Origin of the sequence: Hungatella sp. SB206 (assembly GCF_051132295.1) — a bacterium.
GTDB lineage: Bacteria > Bacillota > Clostridia > Lachnospirales > Lachnospiraceae > Hungatella > Hungatella effluvii.
In genome coordinates this window covers 704,674-721,190 of the sequence record NZ_CP096603.1, presented here as the reverse complement: position 1 = coordinate 721,190, position 16,517 = coordinate 704,674, and the positions used below count along the sequence as shown (strand labels likewise).

The following is a 16,517-nucleotide window of genomic DNA, read 5'->3' as shown; positions in this document are numbered from 1 at the left end:
ATGAAAAAAAGCAAGAAGACAATCCATATCAAGTATCAATTTATTAAAAAGAATTTTATTGTCCTGTTTTGTTCCTTTGTACTCCCTACCTTACTGCTTGGAATGATATTGGTATTCTTATCCTGGCAGAAGACAACAAATGAAATTCAGAAACGGACCGAGAACACGCTGTCTCTTGCCTCCGGTTACTTAGATGGGCTTCATAACAACAATCAGACGGTTGGGCTATACTTGGAAAACAGCAGTCTGATTCTGGGGCTTAACCGGATGATGAGTTTTAAAGACATTAGCTATACAGAATCTGTTATCCTAAAACAGTTTTCTTTATTTATTAACTCTGTCACAAATTCCTCACAAAACATAGATTCCCTGTATATTTATATTCCAAATAAGCTAAACCGCGCCTACACATCTGGAAGGCAGTTTGTATTTTTGAATACGCTTTCCGATACAGAATGGGTTGACCGCTTAACGGAATTGGAACAGGATATGGCTATTGAGCTGAGACAGAAAAAAGAGTATTCATTTGAATCTCCCAGGGAAATTCTGTCTGTCTACAATCGTTTCCGCATGTATGCCGGCGGCTGGGTGATGAACTATTCTCTGTCTAATATTACCGATTACTATGACTCTCTGCTGTCGTTTCCAGATCAATCGATTTACTTACTGGATCAGGAAGGAAATCTTCTGCTTCAATGTGATAACAGTGATAACGGCGGGAATGGCAATAATGGAAATGACAAAATTTCTTCAGAGACCCTCCAGGCACTGAATGATCCAGGACAGGATCACATTCGGATTCACAACATTCCATATACGATTAAAACTGAGGAATATGAACCATATCACATTAAAATTATTACTCTGCTTCCACAGTCCACGTTCTATATGACTGCATTGGAAAATGCTTACCATATGATCCTTTTGCTGATGCTCATTCTTATTATGATTATAATTATGGCCTACATACTGTCCCTTAACAGCTACCATCAACTCCATCAGGTAGTGGAATGGTTTGACCAGGCCGAACACCATCAAGCCCTGATTCCGCCAGGAAAAAAGGATATGTACTCCCAGATCCTGCAAAATATTATCCGTATATTTCTGGAAAACGACTACCTTCAGGTACAGCTTTCCGAGCGTAAATACCGCCAGAAAGCCGCAGAACTTCAAGCGCTTCAATACCAAATCAACCCTCATTTCCTATTCAACACGCTGCAGACGATTCATTACGAAATTCTGGATGTTACCAACGGCCAGCCATCAAAAGCCAATCTCATGATCGAATGGCTCTCTGACCTTCTCCGCTTCGCCTTGGGATCCCCCGATTCAAAGGTTACTCTGCAGCAGGAAATTGACAACTGCATGAAATATGTCCAGATACAGCAGGAACGCTATGATAATACATTCATCATAGACTGGAGAATCCCTCCCAGCCTCATGTCCCTGGAAGTCCCCCGGCTGATCCTTCAGCCTATGATTGAAAATTCCATTGTGCATGGGCTGAAATATAAGGAAAATGGAAAGATTCGGATTCAGGCGATACAGAAGAAAGCGTATGTTGTGTTTATGATTGTGGATAATGGGAGCGGAATGGCTCCGAATCATTTGAAGAAGCTTTCAGATGAATTGAAGAATACGCGTTCGGGGTGTGCTTCGGAACATATCGGGCTTCAGAATTGTAATGACAGGCTTGTGCTGGCTTATTCGGAGAAGAGCAGGGTGCATGTGTGGGGTTGGGATGGGAAGGGGATGGGGGTTTGGTTTCGGGTAATGGGGTAGAAAAATAGGTAGATCGCATTTGTATATAATACAATATTGTTTTCATGATAGTACTCTGTCAGTAGAAATCCTATTCCTGCCATGTATATTCCATCTACGTTTAAAATATCACCAGAAAATTAATACAGAGAATGTACACATAAGATAAGTAAAGCAGAAAAATGGTATAGACCTATCATTGCTAACTTCTCTGTATTAATTTTTCTGATACTAATATTCATGTGTATTAATTATGTAGAACTATACAACTATCATTTTTTCCTCTAACTCTACTAAAATAAATCCACTATGATATCGTATCAGAATGGTATTTCATCAAATCCAACGCCATTAACTCATCATGCATAGAACAAACAGATTGACATGCCTCTTGATGCCCTTAAGTAGATGAAGCCCAACAAAGCAAGGCCCAATCTCTATCCACAAAAAATCTATCCCTACACAAAACTGGGATTTTATTTCGAGACAATTTTTACCACAATTTCAAAGCTTCCTTCCAACTTCACTATCCCTGATCACCCCGTCCATAATCGGTTCCTGCTTCGTCCTATCCCGCAGGAATAAAACCGTCAGCAAATCATTCATTTGTTTCAATAAAAACTTTTCACAGTGACAGCAGCTATTACACAGATTTTTACATTGATACAGACGATTATCATACTGATCCCACCATGCCTTATCATATCGAAACTCGCTCAAATTTTTCATGAACTCTGCCAGTATCTTCTTGTGTCCATCAGTATGAAGAATCTTCTGAAAAGTTCCCAAAGTCATTTCCTTCTTTACTGCGTTCTTAAGCAGACCATTACCGCTGCCGAATACCCTGACAGTCTCATTTGGAAAATGTTTTTTCAGGCCTTCATAGAAGCATTCCTTTACTTGAAGTTCTACTGCCTTGCAAAACAAAATTGCACAGCATGATGTGTCCATATCCACAAGTTCATATTGATCTATTAATTTTTTAAACATGGAATACAACTTAATCCCCCACTCTATGTATTCCCGAACTTGTAGATTAAGTTTCTGAAAGGACTCACGAGTAAATCCATAGCCATTCAATTGCTTATCTGTAAGTTCACTTAATGAAAGGCCTCCACCTCTCAGTTCGCTCAAATATATTTCCGGACTGAATGAATACTCGGTCTCTCCATCCTTATTTTCTTCTATATCGATAGGAACTGACTCAGACGACGGCAGCTGATTATAAAACCGAAGCACTCTGTTACGCCGTTCTTGACCGTTCTCCCCCTCTGACCCATAAACGGCACTTCCCAATTCCCGCAGTGCATAAAGATCAATCTGGCTTTTTGCCTGGCTAATATATACGGATTTCTTCCAAGCTCTTTCATCTCCGATCATGTATAACCGGTACTTTGCACGCGTTACTGCCACATTTACTATATTAGAATTAACCCAGTTAATTGCACCTTCTGAATCTTTTCCACTGTCACAACCTAATAAAAAGATAACTTCATTTGCCTCTTTTCCCTGAAATGTATGAACCGTCCCAATACATCGGTACATCCATTTTTTAACGCAGGCACGTTTCTGGTATAAAACGGTGGTATGATCATGGTAAAGACTGTTTTCAATATATTTTATCATTCCTGTTTTAACTGTGGTGAAAGGCGTAATAATAAACAGGCTGGGATTATCTGATTTAGAAAATGCAATCTCCAAAATCTCCAATACTCTTTTTCCCTGCGCTTCTACAAAGTGATTTTTCTTTCCCTTTTCCTTCCCTGTCACATTAATCCACTTAGAACCGGTATAACAGAATGTAGCTTCTTTTTTCTTGGACGGCGCCTTGGTCTTCTGTCTCATGGTATTATTATAAGAAATGTGATTTGATATCTCATACATGGGTGAAATACATCGCCTATGGACTACCAGAGGGCAGCCTAACCATTCTGGTTCGTTTTCTTCATTGTCCATATAGGTACCATACGCGTTCATGCGATCAACAAACTGTTGAACAGAGAGCTGTTTTGATTTATAGGGTTTATAGACATCGTCCTGGTAAGCTTTTTTCAACAACTGCAAATCATCTAAAACTACCGGTTCCACTTGCTTGGGATCTCCCACAATAATCGCCCGTCTACTCCTGTACAATGCCCCAACAGCCATTTGAGGCGGTGCCTGACCTGCCTCATCTACAATCAGCGTTCCTATAGCTCCAGGTGTTTTGATATCCCGAAGGAAATTACCTACTGAAGCGAATGTAGTAGAGATTACCGGCACCAATAAGAACAATGACTGCAATAAGGAAGCAAAACATGCCTCTCGGTCTACTGGGTGAAATGATACTTTTTCTTTATCCACCCTGCTCTCCTGCCAGAGCAAAGCCAAATTTCTGTAATTTCGCAAACAGTATCTGGATTGAAGTATAAACGCCTTCGTCAACTGAAGCGCATAGTAAAACAATTTTTCCCTCTCCCGATTATAATGATCCGTAAACCAGGGATTGGCAGTTTGAGCATTAGTACTCGCCTGTTCCTCATTGCTTAGAAGCGCCTTCATAAATATCTCATTTAATACAGTAAACTTGTCAACATCAACGGCATCTTTAAGCCGCTGTTCCAGCGCATCTTTATAGTCTTCCCTGGCTTTTTTTACAGAATTATCCCACATTTCAATACTCGCCACATTATCTTTTATCTGAGACTGAACGCTGCTTATACTCTGTAAAAGATCCGCTTTTTCAAGTTTTGCTTTTTCCAGATCATCATACAATCCTTCTTTTTCCAGTCTGATATTCTCAAAAATACGCGTCTGTTCCTCAAACACTGATTTAAAATTCTCTAATTCCTGCTTCGTATTCTGGGCTTCTGCGGCATATTTTTCAGCCAATTCTTCCTTTACCTTTGCATTGCGCCTGAAAAACAATTTTTCCCCCAGTGAAATACTATCTCTGACTGCAATGGAACTTTTCAGCTTCTCTTCATATCGGCAATCAATATCTTTGAAGTTATTCTGTGCTTCCTCCAGTTTCGTACTGGCAAGCTTAAAATCATGCTCCTTATCTGACAGTTCACTTTGCTGCTCCTTTATTTGCGTTTCCAACTGTTCCAGTCTTTGATTACAGTCTTTTAACAGTGCTTCCTTGTCTACATTCTCCTGACGAAGTTTTTGGATACATTCCTTCCCTTCCGCGCAGAAGACCCTGGTTTGTTTTTCCTCGTCACAATTTTTAACCAGTTCCCTTTGCAGTTTATCTACCTTTTCTTTTTGATCAAAAAACATTTTCTTGGCCTTTTGATAGGATTCCTGCCTATCGGCACTCTGTGTGGAATTATAAAAATCTACATCCAGGTTATACATTACTTTCTGATAGAATTGATGTATGTTAGACTTCTTTCCCAAAGCAGCTGAAATCAGCCCCCACGCACCCCCATGCTCAAGCAGACTGCTTGCGTACTCTGAAAAATAAATGTCGTTGTATTCTCCGTTTCTTATTGCATCTCTTCGATAAAGAGTCTCACTGACCTCACTTTCCTTAACCTTAAATAGCCGCAAAACTTCCTGCAGCTTTTCTGTAAACAGATCACTGTCTTTTTCCTCCGAAGCCAGAGCACCTGTAATCCCCTCTTCCAGTGGAAGCTCCTTCGTAATATTTTCTACCGCCGTATTATTACAGGAAGTAACAAGAATACTGTAATCATTAATCTTATCGTTCCTAAGCCTGTAATACTTGGAATAGAAATCTGAGTACCCATGATTCTTCTTTTCACCATACAAAAATGAGCATTCTTCAAACGCATCATCCGGATTCTCGTATTCTGAGAGAAGAAGTGCCTTTTGGATAATGTTATGAACAATAATTTCTTTTAAAAGCGTAGTTTTTCCAGTTCCAGGAGGACCATTTACAGAAAATACCGGTCCGTTTTTTTCATCTCCACTTACTGCCAAATTTACTGCAGTTTGCTGCATCAGGGCGGGCATAAATCTGGAAGGCCATTTCCCAGTCGGTGCATTTCTGACATCAAGAATATCGGCGAAAATTTCAAGCATTTTTTCGCCGTTCTCATCTCCTGATTCAGGATGCTCCAAGTCAATGCGCTCTTTTAATGCCAGAAGCTGTTTCTCCGGATAAGCATCGGCGCAGGCACCAACTATATAGTCGATCAGTGCCTCCTGCATTGGATCTCCCGAATCAATTTCCCCTGACTTCAGTTTTGATAATATCAGTTTCAGATCATTTGCAAAATATGTCCTTCCGAGCCCTGAATAATCTTCTTCCTCATATTTATCCCTGGTTTCCTCGTCTATATAAGCTTGAAAACATAAGATACAGGAACATTCCTGGTCATCAGCGATGCTCTCTTTCAAGTATTTTTTATAAACTTCCTGATATATGGAAAAAATATGTTCTGACGTTACTGGATTGGGGCTTTGCTGATCACCGCTGTTTCCTATCCTGTAACTGCCGTTTTCCTGCAAATCAGAATCGGCTGGCTCTGCCTCGTCGGGAAAGTCCACATCATTTTCCATGGCCCCCTTTTGAATCGCCCCGGATATACTTTTTAAATAATCCTCAAAGACTGCCTCATCCTCTCTAAAATCCTCATCAGATAAAGAATATGCCATAGATTTATCTGCCTGCTTCTTAATACGGTTCATCGCCCAGATAATAGTAGACAGCGCAAAAGACTTTTCTATATAATTGCCGAAAGGATCCAACTGCAGTCCAAACCATGCTATTTCATCCTGACTTATTTCAGGACGATTATCATTTTCCTGCAAAACCTGAGCTATTTTCTGGATACAGCTTTCACGCCTGCTCTTCCCTGCGTAGATCGTTATATTTCCCCAATAAGACATACCGTGACGCTTTGATTCCGATCTAACCTGTTCTAATAAGTCACATTCTCTGCCAGCAGACATCATCAATTTTAGTGTCTTAGGACATTCTTTATCATTTTTTCCATTTAAATATGCCTGAGGGTTGCCTGCCGTTTTCAGCGCTTCTCTATTCTTCTGTTTTTCTTCATATGTGAGTGACGGCAAAGCATCCTGACTTAAAAACTCAAGTGTATACCAATAGTCCAGGATGGACTCTGCAGTCTTTTGTTTTATAGAACGGTCTGTCTTTTTCATCTGTCTATCCTCTTTTTTCATGGCAATTTCTTTAGAATTATCACAACTTATTACGTTTTCGCTAAGATCAATATCATTATCTTGCAAGACTGAAGTACCCGCTACACATTAAGTAACCCAAAAGCTCAATAAGTTAAATTACTCCCCACTCCTCTAATTTTTTAGTAATTTCAACATTTATTTCAGCAATTTCGGGATTGTTCATATCGCTCACCAAATACAAAAAATCGGCGGTATTTGCTGCTATATCTTGAATAATTTTCAAATCCTGATTCAAATTACCCAAATTCTGAATCCTCAGACTGCTCAGAGTATCCTCCAGCTGCTGCTGTTGATCCTGCCAATATTTCACATAATTTGCAACTACAGTTGGGTTATAGATTTCTTTTGAAACCACTACGGGAAATATTTTATTCTTATATTTGCGATCTCGCATAACCTCTAAAACTTCGTACATACAATTTCTTGACCTCAAGTAGGCGTCTGAAATAAGCAAAATAATATAGTCCATATTTTCTATATTATTCATATAATCTCTAATACTATCCCATTTCTTAATATCTATTGTATCCCTATGAATATGAATATTCGTGACATTGTTCAAATAGGCAAAAATATCCGCAGCTATTTTATCATCTTGCCAACAATATGATAAAAACATCTCTACTTTGCGTTTTTCCATCGTGCGCTTCCCTTCCTCATATGTTTGATACATAACTGTCTCAACACATTGAATTTCTCTCAAAAGGACTTCCCATAGGTCATAAGCAATGCTTTCCTGATATACCTTTTTTCCATGTAACGCTATTAACCTTGCTAATTCGCTGTTTTTCCCAGCCAATATCTCTCTATCCTTTTCTGAAAGCTCCCTACATTTTCCATTCAATCCTGCAAGATATGTTTTTGCATTCATTTGAAACGGAGATACATTTTTAGGAAAATATTCTTTTAACTTTTCCATCATCTCAATTCCCGCTCGGTCAAAATCACCAGAAAAATAGACTCGGCATTTTGAGTTTCTTTCGATGCATATCCGAACATACTCCAGCACCGCAGCTCGGAAACAGCCTGAAGTACATATAATAATCGGAAATCTGTCTCTTATTAGCTGCTTTGGAATATTGTTAGCCTTCACATATTCTATCAGGCAGTCAACTAAATAATGAAAAACCGATGGATTTTCAATCAAAAAAAGGTTAGACTTAATCTCAAAGTCTCCCATATCCTCAACATTGCCGAGATTAACTGTCTCTTTCTTCATAGATTCATAAATATCTAAAGTAAATCTGTGAAAAAGTGAACTGGTTGTATCATCACTTAAATGATACAAACGATACATCATCCGCTTTCGCATAAAAGCCGGAACATGTTCCAGAGGGTCTGACGCTCCATTTTCACGATATCTTTGGGAGTAAACATTTTCCAAAGCTCGAAAAAAAAGCCGGCCTGCCAACGTTTTTTTCTCATCTAATGAGTGTTTACCCGCGACAAAAGTTGCTAACATGGATATATATATTTTATCAGACTTTTTCACATTCTCCTGCTCCAGGCGTTCCAAATCCATCAGCAGATACCAAAGAGCTTCCAAACAGATTTTAAGAGAGGTGAGTGCAGCATTATAGTCTTTCATCCCCGCCTGTAAAATCCGATATCCCGAACCAGGTTCCTTTTTCCAGAGACGATATAACCAATCATACGTCAACTCACAGAACGCTTTGTCCACGATATTGATATTCTCTTCATTTTGAAGCTTCTCAACCACATTGGTAAACAAGGTTTCCCACTCTGTATCTGCCTTTACTAAACTTTCCTTTTTGGTCAACAATGGTTCGTGATACAGTATTTCGTATAAGGATGGGACGGTTAACATAAAACGTTTCCCAAGTTCCTCCTCTATCACGTTCATCTCCATGCACAGGTGATCGCCTCCCCCCAGCAGGCCCCTGATCCTCGGTCCAAAAAACGTCTGTAATCGTTGAGCCTCGGCCTGACTGGAGATGACAAGTTTAATTTTTCCTCTGCCACTGCCATAACTTCTATACTTGTTAAAAACCGCGTTCAGCATACGTTTTAAATTTGGATCGCTGTAATACTCCTCTGCCGTTATCTTCCTCTTGTGCTCCATATCTGCTGCTAATTCTCCACATATAATTTTTGTTTACCATTCCACCGATAGTGGAGTAACGTTATTATATCAATGTCTTTAGGCCGATGGATTTCATAAATTGCCAGACTTGGCACGGTATCGTAACATCCCCACAGAACCTGTGATGTCATTATGTAGTCAAAATCCATATCTGTCAAAAGATCAAACATATCACGCATATTAGAATCATCCACACCGGCAAATGCCTCATCCAACGCCAAAATCTTCGGGGCATCATCCTCAGCCTTACTATATCGAGAATTTGCTGCCGCAAACAACGGTATATACATTGCCATTGCTTTCTCTCCACCACTCAGCACATTAAATCTACTGTTGGTCAGTTCCCTGTAATTCGACTGATCTCCCTTGCGAAAATCTAATCGGAAGGTAAACCAGGTCCGATAGTCTAGCATTTCATTGATATATTTTCGCAGAGAACCCTGTTCCTCTTTTGCCGACTCCTTTGCTAATAGAATCCGCTTTCTGAAATGTTCAATCATTTGGTTAATCTCGCTGTCATCCAGTCGTTCTGTATCACTTAAAAGCAGTTTGACAAGAGTTTCTGTATCCAATTCTGATTCACTTCGTGATGGCAACGGAACCCATTTTAAAGATAATCTCAGACCGCTGGAGGTGTTTCGCTGTTTCATCAGCCCATCCATTTTATCAATCCAATCAAACGCCTGATGTATTTTTAACTGAATTGATTTACCCACACTACCAATAATAATCTCTGAATACAGTTTTTTATCCTGTTCTGTCAGAAGAAGCTTTTGTTCCGCTTCCTTTTCCCGCAGTTCCTTTAACAATTCTCTGGGAGTCATAGGATTCATTCGATCTCGATTGGAACGGATAATGGCCCGTCCATTCTCCAAGGATTCCCGCTCCAGCGCATACTCACGCAGATTCACATTAGCCTTGTTGAATTCTGTAATCAGGTCGCTTATCACCGTCTCCTTTACCATGTTCCCCCAGACTACTTTATATTCCGTCACAAGCTGCTCCGCCAAACGCATAATGTCCCGACGCTCAGTCAGATTATAGGTATCCATATTTTCTACAAATCCCAGTCCCAGATTCATTTCTGTCTGCCACTGTACAATAGCAGCCTCCAGATTCTCAGTTATCTCTGCCAAATGTTCTTGTCTCGCGTCCAGTTGAGCACCTAAGGAACCTTGCGATTTGTCATTTTCCCTCAATTCCTCATGCAGTTTTGAGACCTCTTTTGCTAAATCATTTTTTGTTTGTTTGCATTTATCAATTTTATCAAATATATCTCTTAGCCCTTTAGCCTCTATCAACTCTTCAAGCTGGCTTATCTGGCTTTCCAGCAGCACTTGTGATTTTCGTACTCCGCTCAACTCCAGTTGATTATCGCTAATTTGCTCATTCGCCTCATCGATATACCCCTGATAGTTCTCACAATCATTCTGCAGACTCCTGTAATGCACATACTCGGTCTTCATCTGTGACAGACTGGTCTTGTAATCATTCGCACAATTCATCGCCTCCGAAAGCGTACTTAAAGTTTTAAGCCTTGTCCAGGCAGATGTTATCTCGGTCAATTCAACTTTTCGTTCCTTCCAGTCTGCCTCTTTTTTATGGTATATAATCTCTGCTTCCTTTTCCTGTTTAATCGCCGCCTGGAAAAGATGCCACTTACTTGTCAAATGATCCAGACATAATTGAATTTCCCCATCATCTGGGAAACTTTCTTTTTCCGCTGTTAGAATATCCTGCTTTTCGTGCTCCTGGTATATTTTTTCCTGAATAGCATCCTGTTTATTTTCCAGTTCCAAAACCTGTTGTTCCAGTTGGTCAATCATCCGTCTTTTTGCCTTTTGTCGATTCTCACTTCCGATATATTCCGCCTGCTCTTTGGTAGAATTCCGTCCAGCCAAAGCTCCCAGCCGGAATCCCTCTCTCCCGATCTGATTGAATGCCGCCGATGTCATAGAGTCCTGCATATAATCCATTTCACCACTCCAGGTAAAACTGGACAATACTAAGGCAATATCTTCTTTTGTCAAACCACTTTCATCAGAAGGACACGGTGCCAACACATCACTTAGGGTCACCACTCCAGGATTTTCACAGGGTTCAATCCAAATTTCCTCATCTTTTTCATGAGCAAAATAGCCCATTCGCCCTCCTGGCAAAATCCAGGCATCCAGTATACCCGCCTGCTCCAGAGTAGTCTCAAGCTGTGCCTTCTCTGCTTCCATCAATTCAGCGGAAAAATCACAGACCGTATAAAGAGGTGCGCCCATCCGCTCCGCCCTCTCACCACGGCACTTGTTTCTCGAAAGTGACCGCAACGGCTCTGGCTCTTTATGGCTTCTCCACGAATCTAGTTCTGCTTGCAAAAGCTCCCTTTTTTCTTCAAATTCTCTAAACTGTTGTTCTAAAACAAGTACCTTGTTTGTCAACTGCTGATATTGATCTAGAAACAAATTGTACACCGACGATCTTACAGTTTCATAATTGCGGTTATCCTTGCCCAGTTCAGATAGCGCTGTTAGAATATAACCTACATTCTCATTACTGACTTCTAATTGCGAAAGGCCCTGACGCCAGCCAATGATACACTCCTTCAGCTGCATTTTTCCAGCACTAAATTTCTCTTCCGCAGACAAATATTCTTCTTCCGCTAGGCTTTTCTTTTTATAGAATTCCCCCCATCGCTCCTTTTCCTTTGCCATATCCAAACTAGCTTCCCGTTCTCTTTCGCCAATCAAAACTGCAGCCTTTAACTTTACTTGATGTGCCAGCAAGTCCTGATTCCAATTGTCCGCACAGCGTGCGTAATCATCGCCCACCTGCTGCCACTGCCGATGGTATATATCATGTTCATAAAACTCCATAACTCTCGCATAGCTCTCTAATTCTTCCAGCAAACTGTCTTGATTCTGGAATAACTCATCCCTTAGTACTTTCTTTTCCGCTATTTCGTTTTGCCATGCCTCTACCCGCCTTTCATTATCGGCCATCCGCTTTTTGACTGCCACATATCGTTCATTCAATTTCTTATAATCCGTATGTAAACGTTCCAGTTCTATAGGTTTTTCCAATCCCTCGCTTTGCTGGAGATAATCTAATTCCGACTGTATTTTCTCAATTTCAAGTTCTGCTTTCAATATCTGAGTCTTAAGCGCGATACCACAAGCAATCGTATTGTCTAAATTTTTTTTGCAATCATCCAATTCTTTCTTGCGTTCATTAAAACTGTGATTTAACACCTTCAAATCCAAGGACACATGATACAGCAAAACTTTATTGTAATTATCGTACTGCTTCTCCAGGCCTTCAAGTTCCTGTATCTGAATTTGCAGTTCTTCCAGCCGTTCTGAAATTTGATCCATATCTTCCAGGACATCCGAAAGGTCACCCAACTCGTCTTCCGTCAACGCTGGAAGCGAATTTGTCAGAATACTGTAAATTGATGATGGGCGAAACTCTTTTGAAAGCTTTGGGCTCCTGATCTCCAGAAGAAGCTTTAATAAATCTTTGTAAGAATCATTGTTGTCTTTAAACCCAAATATGTGTTTTTTCACAAGTTCACGATAAGTTGTTTGTTCCTGAACTACAATTCCCCCAGCCCCTATGACCTCCGTCAAGGCTTTTCTTGTGAGTGGCACCTTTTTCTTTGTTTCCAGCCAATTCGGATAATCATATAAATGGAGATCTTGATTGATCCGTCGTCCATCTTCCAGCAAAAATCCCCAAAAAACCATTTGCGCCGCCCCTCTTCTGGCGCGCAGGGCAATTCCGATGGTTTTATAGCTCTGTTTATCTTCGTGATAAAATTCAATCCAGAGATAGCCAGTTCGATCCATATGGCCAGTCTCGCTGTCGCCCAAAAGATAATATTCCATGCGGCGATCCCTTGAACCAAACGAATCCAGGCGCTCCGGGCGCTTGTCTCCATCCAGAACCAGCGGGATAAAGCTTTGCATTGTAACAGATTTTCCCGACCCATTTGCTCCTCTGAACAGCAATCTACCCTGTTCCAGTTCAAAAACCTCTTCATCATAAAGCCAGAAATTCAGAATCCCCATACGATTCATCCGCCATCGTTTCATATTCTACTCCTCGATCTCCACTTCTCCATATTGAGTGTAATACCTTCCTCCAACCGGATTCAACAAAAAGAACATGTCATCCTGCCAACTACCGAATTCCCACTGTTCCATATGTTCGCACACTGCCTCTGCCAACTGTGACGATTTCATACTCCGGTATTCTTTCGTCCAGCGATATCCATTTTCATACTGTAATTCAAGCAGAATCTGTTCAATACTACCTCTGGTCAGTCGAATTTTACCCGATGACACCGACTCTGTTTTCACTTCACCCAACTCATACATGGTTCTGATCTTTCCACAAAATAGCAGGACAAGATCTGATATAGCCGATAGTGTGGGGAAAAGCTCCATATCACTCACCAATTCCGGATAGAAAAACAGGAGACCTTCTTTATATTTGGTTCCACCCCAACCAAACATCTTATCGAGCTGTCCGATTAAATGATTTTTTTGTCCATGAAAATAAAATAAGTCTTGTTCCCATAAATCCAGCCCCACGAATGGTTCGAGCAAATACCTCCGGTACATTAGCTGTCGTTTCTTTTTATCCTCTTCCTCAGGCAAATCGCTCAATTCCTCCATAGACTGATAAGATGGCAGTTCTCTACGAAATGTCCTCAAAACATAGCTGGCGCAAGGGGCGCATTCATACAGCACATCATGATTTTCTGCATCAGACGCCCAATCGGACTCCTGACCGTCAATGCTACGCAAAACATTCAAACTTTTCAGTTTTTTTAGAGCCCTGGCCATGGATAACCGATGGAAATAATTCTTCCAATCGACATTTAGGCCCTGCTCATTCATAAATTCCTTTATTTCCTTGACCATAGTAGTCAATATGAATTGATCCCCAGCTGATTTATCTTCCAGGTACCATAGACCATAGGTAAAAAGCGCATAATCGATGGGTTCCTTGAACCCTTCAAACCCCATCCAACTCTTCGCCTCAACCGGAACTTTTTCCAGTTTGATCAGCTTTCTATTCATAATAACGGAATATCCCGGATAGTTGGCAAACCAATTCCGTATTTCCAGATACTGCTCCCTAGCCCAGTGATAGAGCTGCGGATCCTTATCACGTTCTATCCAAGGACGGTTCAATAACGCATTCATACAGATTTTGCGCCGTTCTTCCATATCGGTATGATCTTCAAAGCCGCGTTGCTCTATTCCATCAGCCATCCAAATCACCAGTCATCCCTCTCAGTAAATTTTGCCACGTTTCTTGATTCTCAATTTCAAACACAAAGGAGTAATCTAAAAGGCCTAATGTTCCGTCATCGCAATCTAATGTAACATAATGCTTCTCTTCCGGCATATAAAGTGTTACCTTAATCCCCTCGGACGTATAAAAAGCCTGTCCCTCCGATGAGATACACCTCCCAATCCAATTTAAAAGTTGAATCCTTGCAACTGCTGTAATACATTGGAGTTCTGAGACTTTAACGCTTCCTTTTTTTGTCATCTCAATTAAGAAAGCCAATTCCTGCTTCTGGTATGCAACAAGTTCTTGTCTCAACGCTTCCTTCTTTAAATGATTATCGGCAATCGTCTCACTCTCTCCACTTCCCTTTCCACCGCGTTTTCGACTTCTGCTCCTAATTACGCGCTCAATAGCAGCCTCATCCCACATAGAAATATCCTGACTATCGGAGCTGCGGTTGTCCTCCCCCTGTAAATGGCGAGTCGGAAATATTCCAAACGCATAGGCTGCTAATTTATGAGCCTCCTTCACATCCTCCAGATGGTAGAACCATTTTCCCAGAAAATCCAGGTCCTGACGTCGGCTCACAATTGACCGTTGCTTTTCCTGTATTCGAAGTGTACTCCTTACGATTTTTTTAATCGCATCTTTTGAAGCTTGCTCCAAAAGGAACATCTCACTTTGTGTATGATCGTCTCCGCAGAACCATCGGCATAATTGACGCCATCTGCGCTCCAGGTTTTGTTGGTATTCCTCTCTCGTAAAAAATTCCTCCACTTTTGGAATTAACCATTCGCCTTCCAATACACACTTAAAAAATCGAGTTTGCATGTCACGATTAATTAACTTTAAATTTCCTTCTATTCGATAAGATCTGCGCTGCAATGCCTGAACAAAATCCTGAAGATACAAGGTGATCGAATCTTTATACATTAAAAAAGAAGATGTCATCATCAAATCTTCGGCTGTCCCGGTATGCAGGCTGGCAATGTAATCCATTGATGTTTGATTCAACTTTTGAAATGAGTCATATAATGAATTCCAGACTTCCAGAGCAGCTTTGGGTTCATAATCTCCTTTATGCTCATAAATATCCAAAATAGTGTCTGCAATCTTGTCAAACAAAGTCGGCTCTAGTGAGCCCCCATATCCCTTCACCCCTTCGAGACGTTCAAGGAAGCGCTCAAGTTCAATAGAATAGGGAGTAATCAGATACTGATATTTTTTTCGCAGATACTCCTCAACGGTTCTCGCTCTAGTACCATCATGTCGATAAGTAAGGTTTTTCCACGAAACCAACTGATCCAAATCCAACTGGCACTGCTCCAGCGTATAATTTTTCAAAATATTCCATTCCATAACTCCAGAATATATCTGCTCAGGGCTGAGCCAATAACTCAATCGCTCATACTGCAAATAAAGATAACGCATAATCGCCCGATAGCGCGTGACATTATCAGCATTTATATATTTTAATTCAGAAATATTTCCCAGTGACTTTATAGTGGGTTTTTCCTTCATACCAATCCTCTTGTCATATTTGATATATTTTCACAAAAATTATGTTCGTCATTTATTGACATAATATCACATTTTTCTATATATGCCAAACCGCCTATTGATTTTCGGGTAATTTTCACGATATAATGTGAATATTAAAATGAAGGGGTGTATAGTATGGAAATAAAATCATCCGACGTAATCCACCTAGAAAATGTGTCAAAACACATAGCAACCGCTCCACTACCACTGAGCAGCAAGACCCTCCTTACAATAGCACAAAGTTTAAGCAACGCACTGAACCTCTGTATTAAATACATTGACAAAGAACCTGTATCAAAGTCCCTGCCTACCTGTCCAACTTGTCTTTCAGCCAATACAGCAGTCCACGAAAAGCCGAAGTCGTCGTTATATTGTCCCGAATGTTGCAAAACTTTCCCCGATTCAACCGGACTAAAATTCTGTCCAACCTGTATACCCCCAAGCAAGTTAATATCAATTGCTACCTCAAAAACTCGTTATAGATGCAAGGACTGTAATGTAACATTCAAGGAAGGGGTGGGTGTTCCCACTGATTTTAATAAATACATCTATTTTTGCCATTTGATCTATAACACAGATCTTTGCTATAACGATATAATCCGCAAATTAAAAATTTCCAGTGATACTTACTATCGTTGGAAAAAACGATTAGCTATTT

6 protein-coding genes are annotated in these 16,517 nt (G+C 40.5%); 1 reads left to right on the top strand and 5 read right to left on the bottom strand.

What is annotated here, in order from left to right; translation table 11 throughout:
• Entirely contained in the window at nucleotides 1-1,782 is a 1,782-nt protein-coding gene (locus M1L66_RS03275; protein WP_434690827.1) for a cache domain-containing sensor histidine kinase, read from the top strand.
• 483 nt (nucleotides 1,783-2,265) lie between these two features.
• On the opposite strand, the gene M1L66_RS03270 is transcribed toward M1L66_RS03275, so the two are convergent.
• The 5 genes from M1L66_RS03270 to M1L66_RS03250 all read right to left on the bottom strand — a co-directional run bounded on the left by M1L66_RS03270 (nucleotide 2,266) and on the right by M1L66_RS03250 (nucleotide 15,838).
• Nucleotides 2,266-6,879 (bottom strand): DEAD/DEAH box helicase, encoded by a 4,614-nt coding sequence (locus M1L66_RS03270; protein WP_434690824.1) that lies wholly within the window; start codon nucleotides 6,877-6,879, stop codon nucleotides 2,266-2,268.
• A gap of 133 nt (nucleotides 6,880-7,012) precedes the next feature.
• On the bottom strand, nucleotides 7,013-9,004 hold the full coding sequence (locus M1L66_RS03265; protein WP_434690822.1) for a DUF2399 domain-containing protein: 1,992 nt from the start codon (nucleotides 9,002-9,004) through the stop codon (nucleotides 7,013-7,015).
• A gap of 8 nt (nucleotides 9,005-9,012) precedes the next feature.
• Nucleotides 9,013-13,107: a TIGR02680 family protein gene (locus M1L66_RS03260; protein WP_434690820.1), complete on the bottom strand. Its 4,095-nt coding sequence runs from the start codon at nucleotides 13,105-13,107 to the stop codon at nucleotides 9,013-9,015.
• Nucleotides 13,108-13,110: 3 nt separating this feature from the next.
• Entirely contained in the window at nucleotides 13,111-14,295 is a 1,185-nt protein-coding gene (locus M1L66_RS03255) for a TIGR02678 family protein (protein WP_434690817.1), read from the bottom strand.
• Entirely contained in the window at nucleotides 14,288-15,838 is a 1,551-nt protein-coding gene (locus M1L66_RS03250) for a TIGR02677 family protein (protein ID WP_434690814.1), read from the bottom strand. Before M1L66_RS03250 ends, M1L66_RS03255 begins: the two co-directional genes overlap by 8 nt.
• Nucleotides 15,839-16,517 lie beyond the last annotated feature (679 nt).